The sequence below is a fragment of the Acinetobacter sp. XS-4 genome (assembly GCF_023920705.1).
Lineage (GTDB): Bacteria > Pseudomonadota > Gammaproteobacteria > Pseudomonadales > Moraxellaceae > Acinetobacter.
On record NZ_CP094657.1, the window covers coordinates 898,089 to 923,989 of the forward strand.

16 protein-coding genes and 1 tRNA gene are annotated in these 25,901 nt (G+C 36.1%); 11 read left to right on the forward strand and 6 right to left on the reverse strand.

Annotated features, from left to right (window positions below; all coding sequences use genetic code 11):
• Positions 1–12: 12 nt before the first annotated feature.
• On the reverse strand, positions 13–1,155 hold the full coding sequence (locus MMY79_RS04210; protein WP_252612223.1) for a glycerophosphodiester phosphodiesterase: 1,143 nt from the start codon (positions 1,153–1,155) through the stop codon (positions 13–15).
• A gap of 263 nt (positions 1,156–1,418) precedes the next feature.
• Here MMY79_RS04210 and MMY79_RS04215 point away from each other — a divergent pair, with 263 nt between their 5' ends.
• Both MMY79_RS04215 and MMY79_RS04220 read left to right on the forward strand, forming a co-directional pair.
• On the forward strand, positions 1,419–4,514 hold the full coding sequence (locus MMY79_RS04215; RefSeq protein WP_252612225.1) for a multidrug efflux RND transporter permease subunit: 3,096 nt from the start codon (positions 1,419–1,421) through the stop codon (positions 4,512–4,514).
• Between the two features lie 72 nt (positions 4,515–4,586).
• A complete protein-coding gene (locus MMY79_RS04220) occupies positions 4,587–5,162 on the forward strand; it encodes a DUF4112 domain-containing protein (protein ID WP_252612227.1) in 576 nt (191 codons plus the stop codon).
• Between the two features lie 49 nt (positions 5,163–5,211).
• Here the strand turns inward: MMY79_RS04220 and htpX are convergent, their stop codons facing one another.
• Together htpX and MMY79_RS04230 are read right to left on the reverse strand one after the other, a co-directional pair.
• A complete protein-coding gene (htpX, locus tag MMY79_RS04225) occupies positions 5,212–6,117 on the reverse strand; it encodes a protease HtpX (protein WP_250375253.1) in 906 nt (301 codons plus the stop codon).
• Positions 6,118–6,363: 246 nt separating this feature from the next.
• Positions 6,364–7,233, reverse strand: coding sequence for a lytic transglycosylase domain-containing protein (locus MMY79_RS04230; protein WP_252612229.1), 870 nt, complete (start codon positions 7,231–7,233; stop codon positions 6,364–6,366).
• 504 nt (positions 7,234–7,737) lie between these two features.
• On the opposite strand from MMY79_RS04230, the gene ttcA reads away from it, so the two are divergent.
• Entirely contained in the window at positions 7,738–8,643 is a 906-nt protein-coding gene (gene ttcA / locus MMY79_RS04235) for a tRNA 2-thiocytidine(32) synthetase TtcA (protein ID WP_252612231.1), read from the forward strand.
• Positions 8,644–8,849: 206 nt separating this feature from the next.
• The gene (locus MMY79_RS04240) at positions 8,850–9,233 is read left to right on the forward strand and encodes an SCP2 sterol-binding domain-containing protein (protein WP_002118641.1); all 384 of its coding nucleotides are present in this window, start codon (positions 8,850–8,852) and stop codon (positions 9,231–9,233) included.
• 91 nt (positions 9,234–9,324) lie between these two features.
• Here the strand turns inward: MMY79_RS04240 and MMY79_RS04245 are convergent, their stop codons facing one another.
• Positions 9,325–10,434: a transglycosylase SLT domain-containing protein gene (locus MMY79_RS04245; RefSeq protein ID WP_252612233.1), complete on the reverse strand. Its 1,110-nt coding sequence runs from the start codon at positions 10,432–10,434 to the stop codon at positions 9,325–9,327.
• A 372-nt stretch (positions 10,435–10,806) separates the two neighbouring features.
• Here MMY79_RS04245 and greB point away from each other — a divergent pair, with 372 nt between their 5' ends.
• The 7 genes from greB (at position 10,807) to MMY79_RS04280 (ending at position 24,361) form a co-directional block, all read left to right on the forward strand.
• Positions 10,807–11,301 (forward strand): transcription elongation factor GreB, encoded by a 495-nt coding sequence (greB, locus tag MMY79_RS04250; RefSeq protein ID WP_004790517.1) that lies wholly within the window; start codon positions 10,807–10,809, stop codon positions 11,299–11,301.
• 89 nt (positions 11,302–11,390) lie between these two features.
• Positions 11,391–11,480: transfer RNA gene (locus MMY79_RS04255), tRNA-Ser, on the forward strand.
• A 340-nt stretch (positions 11,481–11,820) separates the two neighbouring features.
• Positions 11,821–15,819 carry a delta-poly-L-ornithine synthetase PosA gene (gene posA / locus MMY79_RS04260; protein WP_252612235.1) on the forward strand — a complete coding sequence of 1,333 codons (3,999 nt, stop codon included), beginning with the start codon at positions 11,821–11,823 and terminating at the stop codon, positions 15,817–15,819.
• A 464-nt stretch (positions 15,820–16,283) separates the two neighbouring features.
• Positions 16,284–17,162 carry a MetQ/NlpA family ABC transporter substrate-binding protein gene (locus MMY79_RS04265; RefSeq protein WP_252612237.1) on the forward strand — a complete coding sequence of 293 codons (879 nt, stop codon included), beginning with the start codon at positions 16,284–16,286 and terminating at the stop codon, positions 17,160–17,162.
• 320 nt (positions 17,163–17,482) lie between these two features.
• Entirely contained in the window at positions 17,483–20,428 is a 2,946-nt protein-coding gene (locus MMY79_RS04270) for a P-loop NTPase fold protein (RefSeq protein ID WP_252612239.1), read from the forward strand.
• 1 nt (position 20,429) lies between these two features.
• Entirely contained in the window at positions 20,430–22,946 is a 2,517-nt protein-coding gene (locus tag MMY79_RS04275; protein ID WP_252612241.1) for a hypothetical protein, read from the forward strand.
• A gap of 860 nt (positions 22,947–23,806) precedes the next feature.
• Complete coding sequence (locus MMY79_RS04280; RefSeq protein WP_252613433.1) at positions 23,807–24,361, forward strand: TetR/AcrR family transcriptional regulator; 555 nt, start codon at positions 23,807–23,809, stop codon at positions 24,359–24,361.
• Between the two features lie 100 nt (positions 24,362–24,461).
• Here the strand turns inward: MMY79_RS04280 and MMY79_RS04285 are convergent, their stop codons facing one another.
• The gene (locus MMY79_RS04285) at positions 24,462–25,067 is read right to left on the reverse strand and encodes a nitroreductase family protein (RefSeq protein WP_252612242.1); all 606 of its coding nucleotides are present in this window, start codon (positions 25,065–25,067) and stop codon (positions 24,462–24,464) included.
• A 33-nt stretch (positions 25,068–25,100) separates the two neighbouring features.
• Positions 25,101–25,886 carry an SDR family oxidoreductase gene (locus MMY79_RS04290; protein WP_252612243.1) on the reverse strand — a complete coding sequence of 262 codons (786 nt, stop codon included), beginning with the start codon at positions 25,884–25,886 and terminating at the stop codon, positions 25,101–25,103.
• Between the last annotated feature and the right edge of the window lie 15 nt (positions 25,887–25,901).

Here is a 25,901-nt window from a genome sequence, read left to right on the forward strand (position 1 = left end):
TAAAAACTTTAATTATTTTGCGGATTTTTCATAATTAATAACGGCTTCACGGCCAAGTGCTGGGTCATCTGTAAAGACCCCATCAACACCTGCTTTGAAATAGGCTTCAAACTCTTTTAAAGCACCAGTTGGGCAGCGTTCAGCTGGTTTATCTTGACTACATTTTAAAGGCGTTGGTAAGAAATTATTTTCTGGACGGAAAGTATAAGGATGTACTTTTAAACCTACTGCATGAGCATCAGAAATAAACGAAGTCGTTTGAACCGAGCCATTGTCATTAAAGTTTAGAATATACCCTTTACTTGGTCCTACACCGTTTGCATATTTAGCTACGTCTTTTAAGCTTTGTGCTGTGGCTAAATCTGCATAAGTTTTAGTTTCACCAGATTCAATGAAGTCGGCTGGTTGAGAGGTTTTAGCATCATATAATTGAATGATTTGTGCGTGTTTAATGGTTTTATGAAGGTCGAGCTGATCTTTCAAATATTTTAAATTACTTACTTCAAAAGACTGTAGATAGACAGGTGCAATATCACGTGTATATTCATATTTGGCTAGTGTTTTAAGAAGGGTATCTTCCATTGCCAGATTATGATTTTTAAAGTAAGTCGGATGTTTGGTTTCAATATATAAACCAATAATTTTTCCTGTTTTTTTATAATTTGCTTCAGCCAGCTCAATCACTTGTTCTAGAGTTGGAACAGGGTAAAGGTCATTATAAGCTGTGTTTGCAGGTCGGAACTCTGGAATACGTTCACGCGCTTTAAGTTGCTGTAATTCACTTAAAGTGAAGTCTTCTGTAAACCAACCTGTTAAGTCTTTACCATCAATATTTTTTGTTTTTTTACGGTCTGCAAATTGAGTTAAAGTACTTACGTTAGTTGTTCCGCCAATCTCATTTTCATGACGAGTAACCAATACACCGTCTTGTGTAGACACTAAATCTGGTTCAATAAAATCTGCACCATCATCAATGGCTTTTTGATATGAAGCTAAAGTGTGTTCAGGACGTAAAGCGCTAGCGCCACGGTGCCCAATCACTAAAATTTTAGGTAGTTGATATTCTGGTGTAGTTGGTGTGTTTTCAGTTTTATCATCGTCATTACAACCAACCAAGCTAATTAAACTTAAGCATAAAATTGCTCTTTTAAACATAATTCTACTCATATTGTTTTAGTTGAAACGGCTCTAGTCTGTTCATTGAACTTGACGTGATCATGAAGAATTCATGAATTTTCAGTGACACTTGTTAAAGCCTTCTTTATGGCTTTGTAGGAAATAGCCATTCTTGCTTTGTTTTTGTCCTAATTGCATTTATTGTGTTAATTCTACTTGTCTTTTATATGTCGCTCGTTGATGATCAAGAGGCCAAATTTGGCATTGCCATCTGTTAATTGACGACTTAATTCTGAGCAGCCATGCTATCTAAATTTTTTATTCAGCGCCCTATTTTTGCCAGTGTACTAGCAATTATTGTTATGGCATTTGGTATCTTCTCGGTGCTCAATTTGCCCGTAGAACGCTACCCCGATATTGCACCACCAAAAATTACAGTATCGGCAAGTTATAGTGGGGCAGATGCACAAACGGTTGAGCAAAGTGTTACTCAGATTTTAGAACAGCAAATACAAGGTATCGATCACTTACTTTATTTTAGCTCGACCAGTGATTCGTCGGGACGTAGTCGGATTACGATTAGTTTTGATAATGGAACAAATCCAGATACGGCACAGGTGCAAGTACAAAATAGCATTAGTGGCGTCATAAGACGTTTACCAGATGAAGTACAACGCCAAGGGGTGACGGTAAGTAAGTCTCTGGGCGATACTTTTATGGTGGTAGGTTTATATGACTCGACTGGTAAAGCGGGGAATATTGAGCTATCAGACTATTTAACGACACATGTGGTAGATAACCTGAATCGTATTGAAGGGGTGGGTGAGTCCGATGTTTTTGGTTCGCAATATGCAATGCGAATCTGGTTAAACCCTGATAAATTAAAACAATATAATTTAATGCCAAGTGATGTTGCCAGTGCAATCACCGCTCAAAATACCCAAGTGGCTGCGGGTGCAATTGGCGATTTACCTGTTATTGATGGGCAATATTTAAATACTAAAGTTACAGCTGGTTCTCGACTAAAAACAGTCGAAGATTTTAAAAATATTGTAGTGAAATCAAATCAAACAGCGAGTTATGTTTATTTAAAAGATATTGCTAGAGTTGAGTTGGGTGCAGAAAACTATCAGTCTTTTAACACCATTAATGGTTATCCTGCCGCAGGTTTAGGTATTTCACTATCTTCGGGTGCAAATGCCATTCAGACCTCTAAACTCATCCATCAAACTCTAGATCAGCTTACAACTAAACTACCTGCGGGTTATAAAATTGTTTATCCACGTGATAACACGCCGTTTGTTCAAGAGTCGATTAAGGAAGTCGTAAAGACGCTTATTGAAGCGATTATTTTAGTTATTCTGGTAATGTTTCTGTTCTTGCAAAGCTGGCGCGCGACACTCATTCCGAGTATTACCGTTCCGGTTGTTATTTTAGGAACTTTTGCTGTTTTATACGTGCTTGGTTTTAGCATTAACACCTTAACCTTATTTGCACTGGTACTCGCCATTGGCTTGTTAGTGGATGATGCAATTGTAGTCGTGGAAAACGTTGAACGGCTCATGCATGAACAGCACTTAACACCCAAAGAAGCAGCTATTGAGTCAATGGGCGAAATTAGTGGTGCTTTAATTGGGATTACCTTGGTATTAACTGCTGTTTTTATTCCAATGTCTTTTTTAGGTGGCTCAATTGGTGTGATTTACCGCCAGTTTTCCATTACCTTAGTTGCCGCTATGGCGTTATCGCTCATTGTTGCATTAGTTCTAACACCTGCATTGTGTGCCTTAATTTTAAAGCCTAATCCTCAGCCTATGCGTTGGGCGGTTTGGTTTAACCAAAAGATTGATCAACTTAAAAATCAATATATCAAGATCGTTCAAACAAGCATTCGTTACAGCAAGTCAGTTGTTGTGATTTTTGTGGCTTTGATTGCTGTTTTTGCACTGTTTTATAGTGGTTTAAAAAGTGGATTTATTCCTAAAGAAGATCAAGGCATTTTAAGCGTTCAAATTAAGCTTGTTGATAGTGCCCCAATTTCTCAAAGTCAGAAAATTGGTGAACAAGTTCGTCAATATTTCTTAAATCAAGAAGATAAAAATGTTGATTTAGTTTTAATCCGCTATGGTCGAAACAATTCGGGTACAGGGCAGAACTTGGCGCAAGGGTTTATTGCTTTAAAACCGTGGGATGTCCGTACTGGAAAAGAAAACTCAGCGGATGCTATACAAAAGCGTGCAATGAAATATTTTAGTCAATTAAATAATGCCCAAATTAATGTGACTTTGCCACCTTCGGTAAATGGTTTAGGTCAAACCGATGGTATGGATTTATGGATTCAAGATTTAAATGGGCAAGGACAAGATTTTCTAGATAGCACTTTCCTTCAGTTGCAAACTCAAAGTAAAAACTACTCAAGTTTTGAAAACTTTGATAAGCAATCAACCAATAGTAAAGCAAATCTCAATATCAAAATTGATCAGAAACAAGCATTAGCAAATGGTTTAGAACTCCCTGCAATTAACAATACACTGTCTAGTGCGTGGGGTGGAACATATGTAAATGACTTTATTGACCGTGGCCGTATTAAGCGCGTCATGATACAAGGTGATGCTGAGTTCAGATCTAAACCTGAAGATCTATATAACTGGTCTGTGCGTAATAACCAAAATGAAATGGTACCTTTTAGTTCATTTGCTAACTTTAGCTGGGGCGGTGCTCCTGAAATCGTAAAACGCTATATGGGTTATAGTGCCTTGCAGTTACAGGCAGATGTTGCGAGTGGCAGCAGTTCAGGTCAGGCAATGAAAGATGTTGAACAACTTGTAAATCAGCAAAAAGATGTCGGTTTAGCTTGGACAGGTTTATCTTTTGAAGAACAGAAGTCGACAAATCAGGCTGTCTGGTTATATTTAATTTCGGCAGGCTTTATTTTCTTATGTTTAGCAGCTTTATATGAAAGCTTGAGCATTCCAGCCGCTGTGATGACCTCTATTCCGCTAGGTGTTGGAGGAAGTGTTATTTTCTCTTATATTTTTGGACTACCAAATGATGTGTATTTCCAAATTGCACTGTTAACCACGATTGGTTTGTCATGTAAAAACGCAATTTTAATTGTTGAGTTTGCAGCCTTGGCTCAAGAAAAGGGTAAGAATGCCATTCAGGCGGCTTTAGAGGGCGCTAGCTTGCGTCTAAGACCGATTTTAATGACATCTTTAGCATTTGGTGCAGGTGTGATTCCTCTTGTATTTGCTCAAGGTGCTGGGGCTGTGAGCCGTCAAGAAATCGGTATTAGTATTTTAGGTGGAGTGATGTTTGGTACGGTGCTGGTTTTATTCTTTATTCCAGTTATGTATGTGTTATTGCGTTCACTATTTAGATCGAAAGCATCTAGTTAAAAGTAAACAATTTAAAAAAAGGCATTAAATCAAGTATATTAAGTTTAACTTCTCTTCATATATTTGATTTAGATGCCTCAAGAAAAAAAATTAACAGAGCAGCAGGTCATCGCACTAGAACGAGACCTTGCCAAGTTTGCCACCATGATGGACAGCGCAGTGCGTATTCCTTTTACAAAGCAGGGCATTGGAGCCGATGCTGCACTGAGCACGATTCCAATTGCTGGTGATGTAGCTGGTTTTGTACTGACGTGTTATGCGATTTATAAGGCTAAACAGATTGGTGTGCCTCAACATAAGTTAACTCCAGTTATCAAACTGGCAGTTGTAGATGCTGTAGTAGGTTTTGTTCCAGTGGCAGGGACTCTTTTCGATATTTTTATACGTCCTAGTAGAAAAGCATTAGATGTGGTTCATACGCACATACGTGAAGAATATGCGATTCAAAGTGATATTCATGTTGTTCATCCATATTTGCATGAAAAGCTCGAAAAGAAGCAGCAGCACTCAGCCTTCTGGCGTAATCCTGTGGTGAGTTGGTTATGGTTGCATATACCCGATTTATTAGGCGCGTTTGTACTACTTTTAATTGGCTTCGCTGTTTGGTGGGGGGCAAGTTATCTTTGGGGTCTCTATCAAACCATGTAATAAAAATAAAGCCTCCAGTTGGAGGCTTTATTTCTTCACGTTAAACGTTTTATGGGCAATCTAATTGATGTAAAGCTGCCACACGTTGTTCAATTGTTGGGTGGGTTTGGAACAAAGCAGCTAAGCTAAAGCCTTGCTCTTTACCTTCCGCAATCGCGAAAGCTTTCATTTCTTTTGGCATTTGATCTGGCATTTCTGTCTCAGCTTGTAGACGTAATAATGCAGAAATCATTGCTTGTTTACCTGCTAAACGTGCACCTGCTTCATCAGCACGGTATTCACGATAACGAGAGAACCACATCACAATCGCAGAAGCGAGAATACCAAAGACGATATCTAATACCATGGTAATGAGGAAGTAACCCATACCAGGGGCTTGATCATCTTGACGACCAAAAACATTACGGTCGATAAAATCACCGACTACACGAGCAAAGAACATAACAAAGGCGTTCACGACACCTTGGATGAGTGCTAGGGTAACCATATCACCGTTCGCAACGTGACCAATCTCATGCGCAAGCACAGCACGTAGCTCATCTTTATTCATACGCTCAAGTAGACCAGATGAAACGGCAACTAAGGCATCATTCTTATTCCAGCCTGTTGCAAAGGCATTGGATTGATATGATGGAAAAATACCAACCTCTGGCATGTTAATACCAGAACGTTGAGAAAGTTCAGCGACTGTTTGCAATAACCAGCTTTCAGCTTGGTTACGGGGAGCATTCGGGTCGATCAGTTCTGTACCGGTCGTTTTCTTAGCCATCCATTTTGACATGAATAACGAGATTAAAGATCCCACCATACCAAACACAAAACAGATCACTAAAAGGTTGCCTAGATTCAAGCCACCCGCGCCATGGTAACTACCGACACCGAAGAGTGACAAAATAATGCCAGCTACAACCAGTACCGCGAGGTTGGTAAGCAAAAACAAACCAATCCGCATCATTGAGAAAATCCTCTTATAAATAAAATGTTATCTGATTTACAAATTCTAAATCATGCAGCTAATATGCGGGGCTTAGGGGAAAAATTCAAGAAAAAAATAAGGAATTGATACATTCTTTCATTTAGCAGAATGTACCTAAATTTAAAGAATAATTGGCTAAATTCGCCTAAATGGTAAGGATCAGGTAATAGATCATTACAATTTAAAGGACAAAAAATTGACGGAATAAACCGTTAGTAAACATTCTTATTCTATTCGAATATGTGCAATTGCAGTGGCATTGTTTGTGACATAAGTACCTGTAGGCGCATCAGTAAATGTGCCATTTGATAAAGTCACAATTTGACGAGAAGTAGAATATTTAGGGGCTGGTGTTGCTATTTGAGCTGTTGTGTTTTCCACTAAATTAGAAGATTGAGAAGTGACTTGTGCTGAAGTATTAGAACTATTGGAAAAAGATGAAAAACCTGAACCAGATGAATATAAGTTTTGATATCGGCTCGTTACACGGCGCACGTAATCTTGTGTTTCACGAAAAGGTGGGATACCGCCGTATTTATCAACGTTTCCTTCACCAGCATTATAAGCAGCAAGTGCCATTTGTGTATTGCCACGAAAGCGCTTGAGTAACCAGCTTAAATATTTTGCACCTGCAAAAATATTTTGCTGAGCATCAAAGGCATTGGTGACGTTAAATCGACGTGCAGTCGCAGGCATAAGTTGCATAAGACCTTGCGCTCCGACTGGAGAGCGGGCATTGACATTAAACCCTGACTCGGTATGCATGACAGCCTTAATCAAGCCTTCAGATACACCATGCTGTAGAGCCGCTTGTTTAATAATATGATCAAAAGCATTTTTATTCTTATTATAGCTTGGCAGAACAGAAGCTTCTGATGCTCCCCAGTTCGTATAACTATGGATATTACTGTCAGGGTAGTAAGTCACTTTTACTTTTTTTAGTGATTGATCATAACTTTTTCGGTTAGTCAGCAATGTACTACCATTTTTATCTTGGTAGACATACATTTGGCCTGCTGAACTCGACGTTATGCCGACTGAAAAAGTGGTCATCCCCAGTAAACAAGAAAAAAGTAATTGAACCGATTTTTTCATTTTATGTTATTCACAATTTTAAGATATTCAAAACTTGTCGAAGAGTTTATCAAAAAATATTACAGAAAGAACTTTTGTGTAATTTTTTTTATTTCGACTCTTTCAAAAAATCAAGCTGTTTTGTTCGAATGCTCATCAAAAAAAATTAAAAATTATTTTTAAAATGATTCTATTGACTTGAATAACATGTTGATATTCAAGGGTAAAAAACATTGGTTAAAAAATGATCAATTTAAATAAAACCCTTAACAGAAGGTCTAAACAGTTTGTCAAGTACGAAGAAATCCACAATTTTATCCACAGGTTTTGTGGAAAACTGTGGAAAAGTCCAAAAAGTAAGCACTTTGCACGAATTTTGAACGCTTCAGTCAAAATAGAGCATGAATTTTGCATCATGCATGAGCAATGTGACGGCTTCAAGAATTGAAACTATTCTTTTGATGCGATTCTCTTCCGAATCATATAAAATTGCGCGGTATTTTTATTTATGGGTATATCTCGTCTATGTACGCGCCAGTTGAGTCCAATCAGGGATTTAATTTTAAGCCTGAACTTCCAACAAGCTCGGCCTATTACCGTTTGCTCAAGAAGCTTCGCCGTCAAGTTGGACATGCTATTCGTGACTTCAAGATGATTGAAGAAGGCGATAAGGTCATGGTGTGTGTGTCTGGTGGTAAAGACAGTTATACCTTGCTCGATATCATGTTGCAGTTTAAACGTATTGCACCAATCAATTTTGATGTTGTTGCGGTTAACCTTGACCAAAAGCAACCGGGCTTTCCTGAAGATGTCTTACCTCGTTATATGGAAGAAAATAACATTCCATATTACATTTTAGAAAAAGACACCTATACCATTACTAAACGTTTAACACCGGAAGGTAAAACCTACTGTGCAGTATGTTCACGTTTACGCCGTGGTTCTTTATATGGCTTTGCACAAGAAATTGGGGCGACTAAAGTTGCTTTAGGGCATCACCGCGATGACATTCTTGCAACGTTCTTCTTAAATCTGTTTCATGGCGGAAGTTTAAAGGCGATGCCTCCAAAGCTTTTGTCTTCAGACAAGAAGAATATTCTGATTCGCCCATTGGCATATGTTGAAGAAAAAGACATCATCAAATATGCAGAATTACGTCAGTTCCCAATCATTCCATGTAACCTGTGTGGTTCGCAGGAAAACTTACAGCGTGCCATGCTCAATGAAATGCTACGTGATTGGGATAAGCAATATCCGAAACGTTTACACAGCATTTTCGGTGCGTTACAAAACGTATCGCCGTCTCAGTTAGCGGACCGTGAATTATTCGATTTCGAAGCTTTAGATTCTCAGCGCGAGTTAGATTTTAAAGATCCAGAAGAGCTTAAAAACCGTTTAGATGTCGTGAACTTAAGCTTTGCTGCTGAATAAACGCTAGGCATTAGAGAATATTAAAGGCACTTTATAAACAAGTGCCTTTAATGTATCAAAATACTAAAAAATGAATGTTCCGTACAAAAAGTCATAGCCCTAAATTTAAATTACATGCTATAACAACGCTCAAGCAGAATTGCTTCACATGATGTTGTCTGGATAGACAACTAGAGAAATTGAACAAATAAATTTGAGGAAGAATCATGCCTGCATTTTTAACTGAAGATTGGTTTGCTACTGTCGAAAAATTAACTGCTGAAGCAGGGGATCTTAATTTGCCACCCGCTCTTGCGAATTTGGCAATTAATTTAGTAGTTACAGATGCTTCTGGAAATACCGAATTAGCTTTAGATGGGGGTAAAATCCAAAAAGGTTTGTCTTCAAATGCCAAAACAACTTTAAATATGGATGCTGAAACTTTACGTAAAGTATTCTTAGAGTTTGATATGGCTGCTGCTATGCAGGCATTCATGACTGGTAAAATTAAAGTTCAAGGCGATATGTCTCAATTAATGGCTTTACAAACAGCTAAGCCAAGCCAAGAACAAAAAGATTTATTTAAGAAAGTATTAGAGCATACAGCTTAAATCTAAAAGAATTCATATAAAAAGCTTACCCCGAGAGGTAAGCTTTTTATTTATACAAACAAAGAGTTTATCAACTTCGAAACAATAAAAATTAGATATTGATTCGTGTTTGTGCCGTTTTGATATGTTCAAGATAAGCACGAATACGAGTGACATATTGAACTGCTTGCTTATATCGACCATTACGCGTTTTATTACTTTGCAAATAATCGTAGAGATTAACCCATTGGTTCGGATCTTTCCCTTGTGCTTGCAAGCGCTTCTGAATCTGGTTTACCGCACCTGGACCCATATTATAGGCCACCAGGGCATACCAGTTTCGATCAGGGAAAGGAATATCATCATATTCACTTAACATCTGGTCGTAATACTTCGCGCCACCTTGAATGCTTTGAGCTGGATCACTACGATTGCTGACACCCATTGCTCGAGCAGTGCTATTGGTCAGCATCATTAAGCCACGAACACCTGTGGGAGAAACAGATTCGGGCTTTAAATATGATTCTTGATAACCAATTGCGGCAAGTAAATGCCAGTCGAGATCATATTTAGCTGCGCTTTGTTTAAAGCTCGCTTTATAAATCGGTAAACGCGTCGTTAAGTCACGTTGAATGGTTGACCAAGCTTCTGGTTTCACCACATTACGATTGTAAAAAGAAGCAAGTTGCTGAGTCACACCATTTTGCTTACTTTGGCATACAAAGCCACTAGCGGTCTGGGTGAGGGGGTCATCAGCTTGTTTAAACACCCAGCTTAACTCCGGATTTAAACCATTTTTTTGCAAATCTACTGTGTCACCACAACTTGCAGAAAAAGACATCAAACCGTTGTTCTCGATGGTACTTAAACCAGCGGTTGTCATCGCAAAGTTTGCTTTACCTTGCTGAACCCACCTAAGTGCAGTGGCATTGTCTGCCACGATTTTAAAGTCCAACTTTACATTAAGGGTTTGTGCATAGTTACGGGCTAAGTCGTAACCAAAACCATGTAAAAACTGATCTTCTTTGAAAACGGTTGTCGGGCTTTCTACCGCAACAACAGTTAGCGTGTTTGTATTTACTACAGTATTGTACTGTAGGGTTTTTCCTGCATTAATACTAAATGGAAAAAGCATAGTACTGAGTGCAAGTGCTTTTAACGGGAGAGAAGAAAATAAAGAGTTAAGGCAAAGCCTCGACCCTGAACTTGAATTACTGTGCATGTTGTCTCCGCTACAGGTAATTTATGCCCAAAAAGTCAGACAATAAGCTGCCATAACTTCTAAAAGTTGATAAATTCAATAAGGGGTGGGCAGTCATGACGTCATTCAAAATGACATGAAATGAAAAAAACAAACTGTGTAGAAAATCTACATAGTTTTCTAGAAGGTTAAAAATTGCTCAACATTTAATCTGCGCGCATCATAGTATTGAAAAAAAGTATTGTCAAATTTCGTACAATTAAATATTCGATATATCATCATAAACACATGAATTTCTTAAGGAAGAAAATTTATACACTTCTGATATGAGAAAATAGGGTATAAAATGCTACATCTTGTAAGCGATATGTTGTTGAACAGTGGTTTTTAATCATGAAATCTAACTTAATCACTCGGTCAGGGCATGACAAATTAGTTGCTGAATTAAAACAACTTTGGCATGAAGAACGACCAGAAATCACAAAGAAAGTGAATTGGGCTGCAAGCTTAGGTGACCGCAGTGAAAATGCGGATTATCAATACAATAAGCAGCTACTTAGAAAAATTGATCGACGAGTACGTTATTTAGGAAAACGTTTAGAAGAATTAAAAATTATTGATTACGCACCTGAGCAAGATGGCAAGGTTTACTTCGGAGCTTGGGTAGAGATTGAAAACGAAGAAGGCGAGCAAAAAACTTTACGTATTGTAGGGATTGATGAAATTTATGATCATCACCCGCAGCATATCTCAATTGAATCACCCATGGCTCGTGCACTGCTCGGCAAAGAAGTTGATGATGAGATTGAAGTACATACGCCATCTGGGAAAAAGCTTTGGTATATCAATACAATTCGCTATGAAAAGAATGAAAACCCAGAAAACTAAATTAATTTGTATTTATTTTGAGCGTTTGAATTAAAAGTTAAATAAAAGGTTTGCCAACTTGAGTTTTTATTTATATTATAGCGCTCGTTGGAAGCGTGGCAGAGCGGTTTAATGCACCGGTCTTGAAAACCGACGAGGGTGTGAGTCCTCCGTGAGTTCGAATCTCACCGCTTCCGCCAAATTCTTAAAAAGCCCTTGTTAATGACGAGGGCTTTTTTTTTATGCCTGTTTTTTTATTTTCTCTGCTTATATTAATTTTGAATAACGGTATTTAAATTTTATAAAAATATGTGCTTATATTTTTCCTTATTGTTGTCCTAGTTTGATTTATAAGTAATAAAAATTGATTGTTCTTCCAATTTAATAACTCACTCTCCACTCTTAAAATAAAAACTTTAATCTTCATTTAAGTTCAACTCTTTAATTTATTACATAGCAATTGATTTCTTTAATAGGTCAGAAAAACTCAAACATGACTTTATTTCAGCTAAATCAAAAAATTAAAGTGAGTTATAAAAAATGAACCAATTCGTAACAAGCTCGAAAAATATTATTCGTGGTAAATTTCACCCCGAATTTTTGCAAGATGAAGTACTCGCCGATATTTTTATTCAAACTGCTCAAAATCTCTCAGATAAAACAGCTTTAATTGAAGCAAATAAAACGCTGAGTTATGGAGAGTTATATCAGCAAGCTTTAGTAATGGCGCAACAACTGACTTTAAATGGGGTGAAAGCAGGGAATATTGTTGGGTTATGGCTGCCGAGGGGTATTGAACTTCTAAAAGCCCAACTGGCGATTTGTTTGAGCGGGGCGGCGTGGCTTCCTTTTGATATGGATACACCTGCTGACCGTATTGCGGTTTGTCTTGAAGATGCTGAAGCTGTAGGTATGATTACTACAGATGAATGGTATGAACATTTAGCGGAAGTGCCGCAAACCAAATGGACAAATACTGAGTTACAACGACCAGTTACTCAAGAGGTAAGCTTACCGAAAACCACACCAGATCAACCTGCTTATATTATCTATACTTCAGGCTCAACTGGAAAGCCGAAGGGTATTGTGATTACCCAGAAAAATATTTGTCACTTTTTGCGTAGTGAAAATAATATTTTGGATATTCAAGAGCAAGATAAGGTCTATCAAGGCTTTTCTGTCGCTTTTGATATGTCGTTTGAAGAAATTTGGCTTTCTTATTTGGTTGGTGCAACTTTGTGGATTGCACCTAAGTCGCTTGTCAGTGACCCTGAACGTTTATGCCAAACGCTAAAGCAGGAACAAATTACTGTTTTACACGCAGTTCCAACATTACTGGCTTTATTCCCTGAAGATGTACCTAACTTAAGAATTATCAACTTAGGTGGGGAAATGTGTCCAGACTCACTTGTTGATCGTTGGGCATTACCTCATCATCAAATGTTTAATACCTATGGTCCAACTGAAACGACGGTTACTGCAAGCCTTGAGTCATTAGAACGTGGTAAACCTGTCACGATTGGGAAACCATTACCAAACTACGGTATGTTGGTCATTAACGCAGAACGAGAATTATTAGCTCAAGGTGAAACAGGTGAACTCTGTATTTTTGGTCCAAGTGTGGCACCCGGCTATTTAGGCAGACCTGATTTAACGGCTGATAAGTTTATTGAAAACCCGTGGGCAATGAGTGCGGATGAAGAGTTGCTTTACCGTACTGGGGATTTGGCAAAAATTGATGAACTGGGTCAAGTACACTGCTTAGGCCGTGCTGATGATCAGGTGAAAATTCGTGGTTTCCGTGTTGAACTCGGGGAAATTGAAGCTGCGCTTTGTGATATTGATGGTATTGGTACCGCAGCGGTAATTTTGCGTCCAGAAGACGGAATTGATCAGCTGATTGCTTTTATTGCAGCTGAGCTTGATGCCAAACAACCGATAGAAATTAAACAACTTCGTCATACTCTAGCTCAACGTTTACCGCCTTATATGGTGCCGAATCGTTTTGAGATTATTGAAGAAGTGCCGCGTTTATTATCTGGAAAAATTGACCGTAAAGCGTTAAAAGCAAGACCGCTCACCAGTGTGATTGACCGCAGTGAATCTGATCAGCCACAAAATCCAGCCGAAGAAATTTTATTTGAAATTTTGAACCGTCTGTTTCCTAACATGCCTATTAAATTAGATTCAGATTTTTTTGATGATTTAGGTGGGCATTCGCTTTTAGCAGCAGTTTTAATTTCAAACCTGCGTGAGCATCAAGAATATAGCCATCTTACAATTCAAAGCTTATATCAAGCGAGAAGAGTGGGGGCAATTGCGGCTTTAATGTTGGAACAGCCAGAGCCAACATTATTTGATAGCCAGATTGGGCAAGACAACCCGCGTAATCAAACTTATAAATGGTTATGTGGTATTGCACAGCTTGCGACTATTCCTGTTTTAATTTCGATTAATATTTTGCAGTGGTTGGCACCATTTTTTACCTATCACTATTTTACAGGTGGAACCCGAGATAGCATTCCATATGCAATCGCGTTGTCTCTATTGGTTTATATCAGCGTTATTATTACCAGTTTTGTCGTTTCAATTGCCGTCAAACGATTATTAATGTTGGGCGTTGGCGCAGGACGTTATCCACTTTGGGGAATGACTTATTTCCGTTGGTGGTTAGCAGACCGTATTAGCAATATTTCACCAGTTTATTTATTGTCAGGTTCAACTTTACTTAACCTCTATTTAAAAGCACTGGGCGCAAAAATTGGACATGATGTCACCATTAGTTCAGTTCATATTCGCATGCCATCTTTATTAACTGTTGAAGATGGTGTGAGTATTGGCTCTCAAGTGAATTTAGAAAATGCCAAAGTCGAACATGGACATTTGGTGTTGGGTTCAATCTACCTTAAAGAAGATAGTTATGTAGGTTCGTATGCTGTATTAGAAGAAAATACAGTGTTAGAAAAACAAGCTCATGTAAATGCCTTAACTTCAATTGAATATGACACAGTTGTACCGGCCGGAGAAATTTGGGATGGTACGCCAGCTAAAAAAATAGGGCATGTAGATGAGCACGCTAAAATGCCAGAACGTCCTAAATTATCGTTCATTCGTAAAATTGCTGAATATGGATATTATGGGGTTAGTGCGTTAATCATTGCTTGTCTGTTCTTTATTCCAATTTTCCCAAGTTTCCTTTTGGTCGATTGGTTAGATGTAAACGTATTTAATATTAATCCGAATAACCACCTGCAAATCGCACTTTATTATTTTGCTTTAGCGATTCCAGCTAGTGCAATGATGATGATGATTACTGCTGTTATTTCTTCAGCAATACGCAAAATTGTATTGCCTCGTCTTGAGACAGGAACCTACGCTGTTCATGGCAGCACCTATTATCGTAAATGGTTTGCATCTCAAATTTTAGAAACAAGCTTACAAACATTGCATGGCCTGTTTGCTACGATTTATGCGCCTACATGGTTCCGAATGTTAGGGGCGAAAGTAGGTAAAAATACCGAAATTTCTACCGCAAATGGTGTTATTCCTGAAATGCTGACTTTGGGCGAAGAAAGCTTTATTGCCGATGCTGTAATGTTGGGTGATGAAGAGATCAAAGGCGGTTGGATGACTTTAAAATCGACCAAAATTGGTAACCGTAGCTTTGTCGGAAACAGTGCTTATATTGCTGATGGAACTGTTTTACCAGATAACGTTTTAATTGGCGTACAGTCAAAAACACCAGATAACCTTGAAATGTATGATGGTCAAACTTGGTTTGGTTCGCCGCCATTATTATTGCCTGCACGTGAAGCTGCCGAAAAATATCCTGACCACTTAACATTTAAACCAAGCTTCAAGCGCCGTTTCATGCGTGGTTTTATTGAAGGCCTTCGTGTTGTATTACCAGCCGCACTCGCAATTGGCGTAGGTTATATGATTGTGCTTGAAGTTATCGATGTTATTAATAAATACAATATCCCAACTGGTTTATTGGCTTTAACGCTTGCTGGTTTACTCTATGGTGTAGGCTGTTTCATTATTGTTGCATTGATGAAGTGGACTTTAATTGGACGTTATCAACCGCGTTCAGCGCCAATGTGGACCATGTTTGTGTGGTTAAGTGAAGGGATTACCAGCTTATATGAATCGGTTGCCATTCCAAACTTCTTAAATTACTTAAGAGGAACGCCAATGTTGCCATTCTTCTTGCGTATTTTGGGTGTTCAAATTGGTAAAGATGTTTATATGGATACGGCTGATATCACTGAGTTTGACTGTGTAAGCATTGGTGACCGTGCAGAGTTTAATAGCTTCTCAGGTCCACAAACCCACTTGTTTGAAGATCGTATTATGAAAATTGGACAAGTGAATATTGGAAATGATGTAGTCGTAAATTCACGTAGTATTATTTTATATAACGCTAATGTTAGCCACCATGCAGTGTTAGGGCCATTAACATTGGTTATGAAAGGTGAAAATATTCCTGCTAAATCTGCGTGGATTGGCTCACCAGCTGTGCCTTGGGTTCATAAATAATTGAAACTGAGTTTAACTAATTAATTTAAAAGCCTTTGTGAAAACAGGGGCTTTTTTATGCGTAGGACATAAATTATGTTCATAGTTAGCTTAAATATTGCTAACAAATCCTGAAAATTTCATATAAATCAAACAAGTATATATTTTAATCAAAACTGTTTTATTTATATAATATGTTTTTTATTATCAGTGCCTTACCAAGAGCACGTCTATATATCAAAATCGAACAAGTTATTTGTAGAATATTCACTTATTGATATATGATGATCCAATATTTAGAAACTGATTCAAAACATAATTCTATTGTTCAGAGAGCAAGATCAAGGAAGAAATAAGGCTGAATTCAGGCTTCTAAACCCTTATATATCTGGAAATTACTTCCAGCCAAATATTGCATTTCGACCCAATGGTTGGGAATGCCTCGCTCTTTGTAGAGTAGGCATTTCCTATTTTAGGATGTATCTATGAAAAAATTATTTAGTGTTCTGTTCAGCGCATCTGTACTCACACTGACTGCATGTAATAAACAACCTGCACAAACTGAAAATTCAGCACCAGCTAAAGACAAAACTGAGTCAGTACGTACAATTAAACTTGTTTCAACAGGTTCAGACACTGACGTATGGAAATATGTTGCAACGCTTCCTGAAACTAAAGAAGCGGGCATTAAACTCGAAGTGACTAACTTGACTGACTACGTTGTGTTGAACACATCTGTAGCAAGTGGTGAACAAGACGTAAATGCGTTCCAGTCATTTAACTATTTAGCAGCTTACAATGCTTCAAATACTGCAAAAGTTGCTGCTGTTGCGACAACTTACTTGGAACCAATGGGTCTTTATGCAAATACAGCTAAAACTGTTGATGAGTTTCCACAAGGCGCTACAATCGCAATTCCAAACGATACTGCTAACGAAGCACGTGCATTAACATTATTGCAGTCTGCTAAACTCATTAAACTTAAACCGAACTTTGACCCTGTAAAAGGGACAACCAATGATATTGCTGAAAACCCTAAAAATTTGAAATTGAAACCAATTCAAATGACGACAGCAGTTCGTGTTAAAAACGATGTTGATGCAATTGTATTAGGTAATACATTGGCACTTGAAGGTGGTTTAAACGTACTGAAAGATTCTATCTTCCGTGAACCTGTTGACCAGTCTACAAAGCTTTATGTGAACTTATTGGGTGTGGCTGAAGCGAATAAAAATGACCCGATTTATACGAAGTTAGGTGAACTTTACCACTTACCTAAAGTACAAAAGTTTGTGAGCGAAAAATTTGCAGGTACAAAAGTTGAAGTTAACAAACCTGTTTCTGAGTTTACTGACATCAAATAAGGAATTTTTAATTTAAAATTATTTTAAAGCTAAGCCTCGGTAATCGGGGCTTAGCTTTTTTATTTAGCCAGTTTTTATTTAAATTATCTTTTAGCTCTCAGAGCTCTTATTTAAAGATCAGTAGAGGGAAATAAGACTTCGAAAATGAAATATCTAAAAGTGGAAATTGAAGTCTAGTAAATAAAATATAAGCTAAAAATTTGTAAACTTATACTGGAAATTATTCTAATTAATTGGCATTATTTATTTTTTTTAAAGATACAAAAAATTACTTTATTTAACACAGTAAATTTTAAAAGTGCGTTAGGGAATATTTTGAAATGATTGAGCGTTTACATCAAGAAATTATAATAGATTTATCTAATAGTAATGGTGATCATATTCAGTTAGGTAAAAAGGATCTCATCCACTATCAAGCTTATGAAAAAGTTGAAAAAATAGTTGGGGAACATCTTAAGGAAATTGAAAAATATCCATCTACAAATACTTCAAATCTTTCTATATTTATTGATGGTACTCGTGGAGCCGGAAAAAGTACATTTTTAAAAAATATAGTTAAAGAGTTGATCACTATAAATCAATATAAATTAGAAAAGTTAATTTATATTGACCCTAGTAAAATTGAGTTGAATGAGCATATTTTTCTGACTTTGATAGCTCAATTAAACCAAACAGTAATAAAAAGTAGAAGGCATATGCATATTCATCATTCTGATGAGATGGATGCTGAATATGAATTATGGCGTAAAAAATTAAAAAAAATAGCTGGGGGATTAAGATTACTCAATAGTGGTAAGAATCCTTATGACTTAATTGATGATGATGTTTTTTTGGATTGGGGCTTAGATCGTGCAGATGATGCAATGCAGTTGCATTCATCTTTTGAAGATTTGATCAAGCATGCTTGTACGATTCTTAATAAAAAGGCCTTAATTATATTAATAGATGATGCTGATACTCATTTTAAAAAAGGCGAACAAGTCTTAGAAATGGTAAGACGTTATTTAAATATTCCTCAAATTATTGTAATGATGGCTGGAGATTTAAAACTTTATTCAAATGTAGTGAGAGGATTATATTTGGGTAATATGAGTGAAAATTTATATAAATATGATCAAAATCGTACTAGAGAACGAAGTAATTTATTAGATCATATGGAAGATCAATATTTAAAAAAAATATTTCCTATACAAAATAGAATTTCACTTAATCCTTTAAATAAGCTTGTTAAAGAGGCAGACTACAAAGTTAGCTTTTCTAGTTCTGAGAATACAGAAGTTAATAATGTAACTATAAATATAGAGGATTCTATTGATAAGTTAATCCAATTTGGTTTTCATGTTGAGGGTTCTTCTAATATTCAAACTTATCGTGATTTTTTACTACAACAGCCTTTGCGTTCGGTTCTACAATTATTGCAATCAAGTTCAGAAATTTATTCTAAAGAAATTAATCATGAGAATTTATTTAAATTTACTCCACAAGTTGCACAGAGCTTTAGAGATACTTTCTTAAGCAGTCTCTATGCTGCAAAAGTAGAGGTAGAGAAGTTAAATAATGGTGATGAAAATACTTTAATTGAAAGTGTATTCGATACAGTTACCCAAGATGGTCGACAAGATACGGGATGTTATCTTAGGCCTCAGGCTATTGAAGATAACTTACGAAATTCATTTGTAGCATTAGCCGCTAGTGTTGCTGAATTTACACAGGGTAAGGCTTCATCTGCGATTAATTATATGTTGCAATGTTCTGGAAGCGTTAGTTTATTTTATTATATAAAGGATGAGTTAAAAAGATACCATTCAGATGAGTCTTTACAATTATTACAATTTAAACGTTATTGTGGTATTGGCCAACATGAAGATGCATTAAATTGGGCATGGCATGCAACTGCAGTTTTAATGTCAAAAAAATCTTCTAGTTCTATAAAGGCAGGTATTATTAAACTTAGGACTACAAAGGATAGTAGAAATTTTACAGCATATGAATTCATAAAAAGAAATAGAGAAATATCACTGCCTTTTAATTTAGGTTTAATCGAGGTGGTAGGGCATAATAAACAATTATATTTTTCAATTTTTAATATCTTAGGGGTAATTTTTAGATTACTTAAAATTGGTGAAAATTTTATTGAAGTTTCAAAAATTCCTTCTGAAATTAATGATGATATTGATATAATAGAGATAGCACCAGAACTGTGGGAGAATGTAAATAATTGTTTGAGAAAGTTAGAGGTTACTTTAGGTATTTCAGCACCAAATTGGTCTGATTTCTCAAATGATATGTCTTCTGAACTAGAAGATAAAGAAATTGAAGATAGTGATAAAGAATATATTGAAAAATGGGTTTCTGCTATATGTAAATGGCTAATTATTTCTCATAAAGATTTAGTTAATATACAGCCATCTTCTATATTTCTTGGTAAAGTTTGGATACGATTATATTTTAGTTTAGTTGGGGTGGCAAATAGTAAAGAAAATTGGCATGATCTAGGAAAGATTATTTCTTTATATACTCATTGTTTGATTAATGCTTTTTTGGTTGAGGAAGAGGATCATCACTTTAAGGTTCTTAATTTAAATAAAGAAAAATTTTTAACAAAAAAAACAAATAGACAAAACCCTAAAAATTCTCTTAAACCACTTAATGAGAAGTTAAAAGAATTAAAAAATAATAATTTTGATGGTTTTCCATTAACAAAAATGATTGCTAACTGCCCTGTTATTCAAGGATTAATAACTAATAATAATGATACTTATATTAATGAGACTACATTTGTTTCTATGTTGCCTAATACTATTGGTAAGGTGATGATTTCTGGAATTGATATAGGTAGTGAAGAAGAGGTTGTATTAAAAATGTTAAATGAAAATAAAAATCGTTTACTAGATAATCGTGAACGCCTTTATCATCAAAGACAAGTGAGAAAATCTAAATTGAATATGGCTAAAAATCTATTAGAGGAAAATAGAGAAAAAATAATTGTAAATAATAATGATTTAAAAAATTTAAAAAATATTCTTATTCAATTAGATTTTAATTCAGATCTTAATTCAGATCTTAATAAAAATAAAATAATAGAAGAAATTGAAAATAAAGAGCATGAATTAAGTGAGCTTGAGAAAAATAGAGTAATTATTGAAAAAGATATTGAACTGGAGAATGAAATACTAGGGAGTATAAATTCAACAATTAGAGAGCTAACATCTGAAATTCGTAAAATTAACGTTCAAATTCGTGAACTAAAAGAAAAGGGGAACTAACATGATTCACAAGTGTCCCCAACCTAATACAATTTTGTCACCTTTTTTACTTGCTAATTCGCATTTACTTAAGAAGTTAGAGGGGATACCTTTCGTAAGTGAAATTAATGAAAAAGATCTCGAAGAGACAATTTATTTAGCTTATCAGCCTTGGCGTGCTTCTTATCCAGACCATGTATTTAGATCACATTGGTCTTTGGTAAAACAAGAAAAAAATTCTAGTGGTAAAGGTTGGATATATAGCTCTTTAAAGCTGTTATCTGACCAATACATATATTTTCGTGGTGATAAAATACATGTTGAACTCTCATTATTTGGTGATTGGCAGAATTTATTAAGTCGTGTTTCGGCTCTACCAATTCGTATTGCTGCCTATTCAATACCTTCGGTTAAAAATCGCATGAGGCAAGTACCATTACCTAACAATAAGGGGGTCTTTACACCTATTTATCCTTATGAACCAGTAGTAGACTCTTATATTTCAGATGAAGGATTACATGAAACTCATTTACATTTAAATGGTACTACAAGTGCAGAATGGTGTTGGTTAAGAGCATTATATAATCCGAAAAAAGAATTAAATGAATTTTGTGATCAATATAAAGAAAATCATTTAGTGAGAGAGCTTTGTCATTCAATTAATCCTGATTTAAATCCTAGCTCTTTAAATCAGTGGTTAAAAATAGCCAGATTGTTACGTTGTTGGTTAATAGCAATTGCTGATGGACGTGCTAAATTCTTTTCAGAAAATATAAAAAAAAATTTAGATCCTACTTATAAAAATATTTCTTTACCGCATGATATATCTAGTTTGCTATTGTTAGATCATGATTTTCCATTTTTCGATAGTTCACCTCCTTTATTCGGAAATATAAATTCTTTGATTGAACAAGAAGTTCAATGGTTATATGAAATTATTAAGCAACTTAGTGATAAACCTTCTAAATTAACAGATAGATTACTTCATTTGTATTTATTAATTCAAAATCAGTATTTACAATTAGTTGTACAACGTGAAGATATGTATGGATTTGATCAGTTTCAAAAATATACTTTTACTGACTTAAGGGAAGCATCTGAAAAAAAATATCTTTATCGTTTCCTGCAATTGAGTGGAACAAATCCACAGAGAAGTAATATAAATTGGCTTGAAGGACGTTTTGCCCCTAAGAATGAATTAAGAAAGAATGAAAAAATACTAAGTAGCATATTAAAAGGCTATCTTTTTTATCTTTCATCAAATATTGAAAGTGACTATCAGCACTGGGAACTTTCACAGATACTTGAAAAACTTAACGATCAAGTCACACTGGCATGTTCTATAGGTTCTAGAAAATATTTTAAATTAGCTTTAGTTATACATTTTATTAAAGAAGAATGTAAATATGAAATTGGAAAACAAGATTATCGACATAAAAAGTTAAGGTTAAAGCTAAAAAACCAATGTGATATTTTACAAAAAACTTTAGAACGCTGGCCTCAGCTCTCTCAATGGATTCGTGGCATTGACGCTGCTTCAAATGAATTACATGCTCCACCAGAAATATTTGCACCGTTCTATAGAGCGGCTAAGCAATATGGAATATTACATAGAAGTTATCATGTAGGTGAAGATTTTCCTCATTTAATTAGTGGTATTCGACAGATTATTGATGTTATGGACTTACTTGATTTTCAGGTAGGAGATCGTATAGGTCATGGCACGGCTGTAGGTATGGATCCTGAGATATGGATAAATAGTATGCCTTCACAAATTGTCATCCAACGTGGGGAATGGCTTCTTGATTTGCTGGTAATCTGGGATATTTTAAAATCAAAACCTGAGTGCTATGAAGCAACACAAAAGATAACCAGAGACATCAATATTCTTATTAGTGATATATTTCAGCATGATATGGAGATCAAGCCTGAAACACTATTAAGGCAAATGCAATATCGTGGATTACTTCCTGAATATGTATTTAATGCTATTGATGATAAAGATGAATGGTGTTGGCAAACATCAACATTTAATGATGTTTGGAGACAAGAAGCATACCTTGTTGCAAAAGTTTTGAAAAAAAATAAGTTAGATATTTTAGCCAAATGGTGGCGTGACCCTAATGTAATTATGAAGAGTAAAGAACATATTAATATTGATTCAAATTATTTGGATATAGAAACATTAATCTTATTACAGCAGTCCACACTGCGTAGGCTTGCAGAAGCACGTATTGTAATAGAAACGCTACCTACGAGTAACGTTCGCATCAGTCAATACCAACATTATAGAGATCATCACGCATTACGTTGGATGAGAGTTGAAGGCTTTCAAAAGCCAAATGATCCTACAATTGCTATTTCTTTGGGTTCTGATGATCCAGGTATATTTGCTAATGATATAGTTAGTGATTTTTATCACTTATATGCGGTATTGGTAGAGAAAGGGTTGAGTGATAGTGAAGCCATTCAAAAACTTCGAGATGTTAACGAACGTGGCAAATTATATCGATTTCATGATCCAGAATTGTTTGGATAGTATGAGCTGTAATCATGTTTATAAAAAATATATTTAAATATGTGAGATGAGATCTGACATATAAATTGTATAGTTGTTTTTGTTGTTTTATATAGAGCAGTATCTACACTTTGACAAGTTTGAAATTGCTACTTTAGATATTCCAACACCTCCTTCAAATTATTATCATTTCTATATGTTGGTAGGATAGGTTTTATGTAACTAAGCCGCTTTACTCATTTTAATAGTGTCTTAATTAAGCACTGATCTATTCTGAATAACCGAAATTAATCCCTTTATAAACCCCCATTTAACAATAATCATCTCATTATTTATCCTTACTTTTTAATGATCTAATTTAAAACAAATGTCATTTTGTGTGCTTGACTGCAAAAGGGTAGAGCACTATTCTTTGCCTGCTGGCCTACATTGCCAGACGGTTTTAGCAGACCGTACTCAAGTACATTGAAAAAACTCGTTTTTTTTAATGTAGACCCGTTCGTCTCCCTTTTGTTGCGGTAGGACGGAAGGGGGACACCTTCGGGTGTGCTGGGTCTTGAGCCAGTCTGCTAACCCCCTTTCGTTCTGCCACCATAATTCTATAAATGTCTGGCAGAACTCCCAATAAAAAGGAGTTGGCTTTGCACATTCTTAATTTCTTGGCAGCCTTTGCCAAAGTCTATATCGACACAACTTAAACTTTTAAAGCAGTTTGATGGCCATTGGGCTTTTCAGGCTTTAATTCGTCACGACCAAAAAACTTGATCAACAATAAAACTTGAGATGTGCCACGCACAGTCTTTATGGGCTTTGCTATGCCTTTTTTTCTCCCAAAAAAGTATCTCGTTTATCTACAACAAGAATTTTATAACGGTAAAACTATGCGACATTCAGATCTTCCATTTCGTGCTTTAAGCGTGCTTCATACCTCTCGATATCTTTTTAATAAATATGGCTTTCATAAAGTCGGGGTAGACCGAATTATTGAATTGTCAAAAACGTCCAAAGCGACTTTTTATAATTATTTTCACTCGAAAGAACGTCTTATTGAAATGAGCTTAACTTTTCAAAAAGATGGACTTAAACATGGGGTGATTTCGATTATCAATGTTCAAAAAGAATTAACGCTAATTGAAAAGCTCCGCAAAATTTACTTTTTACATACCGATTTAGACGGACTCTACCATTTGCCTTTCAAAGCCATTCTTGAGATTTCAAAAACACATCCAAAGGCATATCAAGTGGTCGTTGAATATCGAAACTGGTTTATTAATGAAATCTATAATTTACTTTTAACAACCAATGCCAATGCCGCAAAACAAGATGCGTATATGTTCTTGTTTGTGATTGATGGGGCGATGGTTCAACTTTTAGACCCCAACAAACCAGATGAAAGGGAGAGATTACTAGATTATTTTCTGATCCAATTTAAATAGAAGCTAAAGTCAGCTTTAAAATGAGTGCCAAATTAAAGGCTTCCAACGATTCATATTGAAAAAATAGAATTGCATGGAAGCCTAAAATCTGACTAAAAACTTAGAATGTATTTTGAATAATGACGTCATCGTAAGGAAGTTTGCCCACACGTGGGTAAGGCTGAGAGGCTGACTTACCAACTGCAATCATTAAACACACCACATGATCTTCGGGTAAGTTAATGAGTTTCGCCATCGCATCAAAGTCAAAACCATCCATAGGGCAACTGTCTAAACCATGCTCTTGAGCAAGAAGCATCAAAGTTTGAGCAAAAATTCCCGCACTACGCATCACTTCGTCACGTTGGGTTTGTGGGCGGTCACGGTAATATTGATCAATTGCACCGACCATAATATTTTGCACTTCTGGAGTCGCGCCATCCCACACGCGTTTAGCATCGGCTTCCCACGAGCTTACTTTTGCACATAACACAATGAGTAATGATGCCTCGGTAACTTGTGGCTGGTCCCATGCAATCGTGCGAATCTTTTGTCTAAGTTCAGCGTCTTCAATCACAACAGGGCGCCAGTGTTGCAAGTTAAAAGCACTTGGTGCATTTGCTAAAACTTCTTGTAATAACTGTTTTTTGTTATCTTCAGAGATTTGAAAAGCAGGGTCAAAGCGTTTAACTGCACGGCGGTTACGGATGGCATCAATAACATTCATAAGATTTTCCTACTTGAGAATTGGGTAGCAGTATTAGTTAGTTTTATAACGTTGGGCTACTTCAGCCGAAGAAAAGTTTGGTAGTAATGTGATACGTGATTTTTCAAAATTATTCCATTGATTTTCGTCTTTCAGCACAGGAATTGTGATCGTTTCTTTATGGTCAAAACCAATCAGCGCCGCATCGACCAAATCATTGACATCCATTAATGGTGGAAGTTGGCTTAAGTCGATGCCTGAGCGTTCCCAAATTTCGGTTTTGGTTGCAGATGGCAATACGGCTTGAACATGCACGCCATGATCTTTTAACTCTAAATTTAAGCCTTGGCTAAAAAATTGGATGAAAGATTTACTTGCGCCATAAATGGTCGAACCAAATTCAGGAGCTAATCCAAGCACAGATCCTAAATTAATAATAGCGCCTTTACCTTTGCGTATTAAGGGTTGTGAAATTGCATGAGATAACCGAACCACCGCAGTCATATTTAAAGTCAGAAGTTTTTCAATCTCATTACGATCTTGAGTCAAAAAGTTTCCATTAAGTGCAATCCCAGCGTTATTGACCAAGATTTCAATATCAGCATCGTTTTTGAGTACATCTTCAATTTTACTGATGTCTTGGTCTTTTGATAGATCGGCTTGAATGAATTCAACCTGTACACCGTATTTTTCTTGAAGGTCTTTTGAGATTTTATCTAAGCGGTTGGTGTTTCGTGCAACCAAGATTAAGTTATGGCCACGTTGAGCAAATCGGTCTGCATAGACAGAACCAATTCCTGACGAAGCTCCTGTAATAAGTACTTTTGATTGAGCTGACATGTGATGTCTCCACGC

Bases quoted from the DNA above. Each gene is read 5' to 3' on its own strand.
- MMY79_RS04220 (WP_252612227.1), top strand. From the start codon at position 4,587: ATGCCTCAAGAAAAAAAATTAACAGAGCAGCAGGTCATCGCACTAGAA.
- MMY79_RS04230 (WP_252612229.1), bottom strand. From the start codon at position 7,233: ATGAAAAAATCGGTTCAATTACTTTTTTCTTGTTTACTGGGGATGACC.
- MMY79_RS04215 (WP_252612225.1), top strand. From the start codon at position 1,419: ATGCTATCTAAATTTTTTATTCAGCGCCCTATTTTTGCCAGTGTACTA.
- ttcA (WP_252612231.1), top strand. From the start codon at position 7,738: ATGTACGCGCCAGTTGAGTCCAATCAGGGATTTAATTTTAAGCCTGAA.
- MMY79_RS04270 (WP_252612239.1), top strand. From the start codon at position 17,483: ATGATTGAGCGTTTACATCAAGAAATTATAATAGATTTATCTAATAGT.
- htpX (WP_250375253.1), bottom strand. From the start codon at position 6,117: ATGATGCGGATTGGTTTGTTTTTGCTTACCAACCTCGCGGTACTGGTT.
- MMY79_RS04280 (WP_252613433.1), top strand. From the start codon at position 23,807: ATGCGACATTCAGATCTTCCATTTCGTGCTTTAAGCGTGCTTCATACC.
- MMY79_RS04265 (WP_252612237.1), top strand. From the start codon at position 16,284: ATGAAAAAATTATTTAGTGTTCTGTTCAGCGCATCTGTACTCACACTG.
- MMY79_RS04240 (WP_002118641.1), top strand. From the start codon at position 8,850: ATGCCTGCATTTTTAACTGAAGATTGGTTTGCTACTGTCGAAAAATTA.
- MMY79_RS04245 (WP_252612233.1), bottom strand. From the start codon at position 10,434: ATGCACAGTAATTCAAGTTCAGGGTCGAGGCTTTGCCTTAACTCTTTA.
- MMY79_RS04275 (WP_252612241.1), top strand. From the start codon at position 20,430: ATGATTCACAAGTGTCCCCAACCTAATACAATTTTGTCACCTTTTTTA.
- MMY79_RS04285 (WP_252612242.1), bottom strand. From the start codon at position 25,067: ATGAATGTTATTGATGCCATCCGTAACCGCCGTGCAGTTAAACGCTTT.
- greB (WP_004790517.1), top strand. From the start codon at position 10,807: ATGAAATCTAACTTAATCACTCGGTCAGGGCATGACAAATTAGTTGCT.
- MMY79_RS04210 (WP_252612223.1), bottom strand. From the start codon at position 1,155: ATGTTTAAAAGAGCAATTTTATGCTTAAGTTTAATTAGCTTGGTTGGT.
- posA (WP_252612235.1), top strand. From the start codon at position 11,821: ATGAACCAATTCGTAACAAGCTCGAAAAATATTATTCGTGGTAAATTT.
- MMY79_RS04290 (WP_252612243.1), bottom strand. From the start codon at position 25,886: ATGTCAGCTCAATCAAAAGTACTTATTACAGGAGCTTCGTCAGGAATT.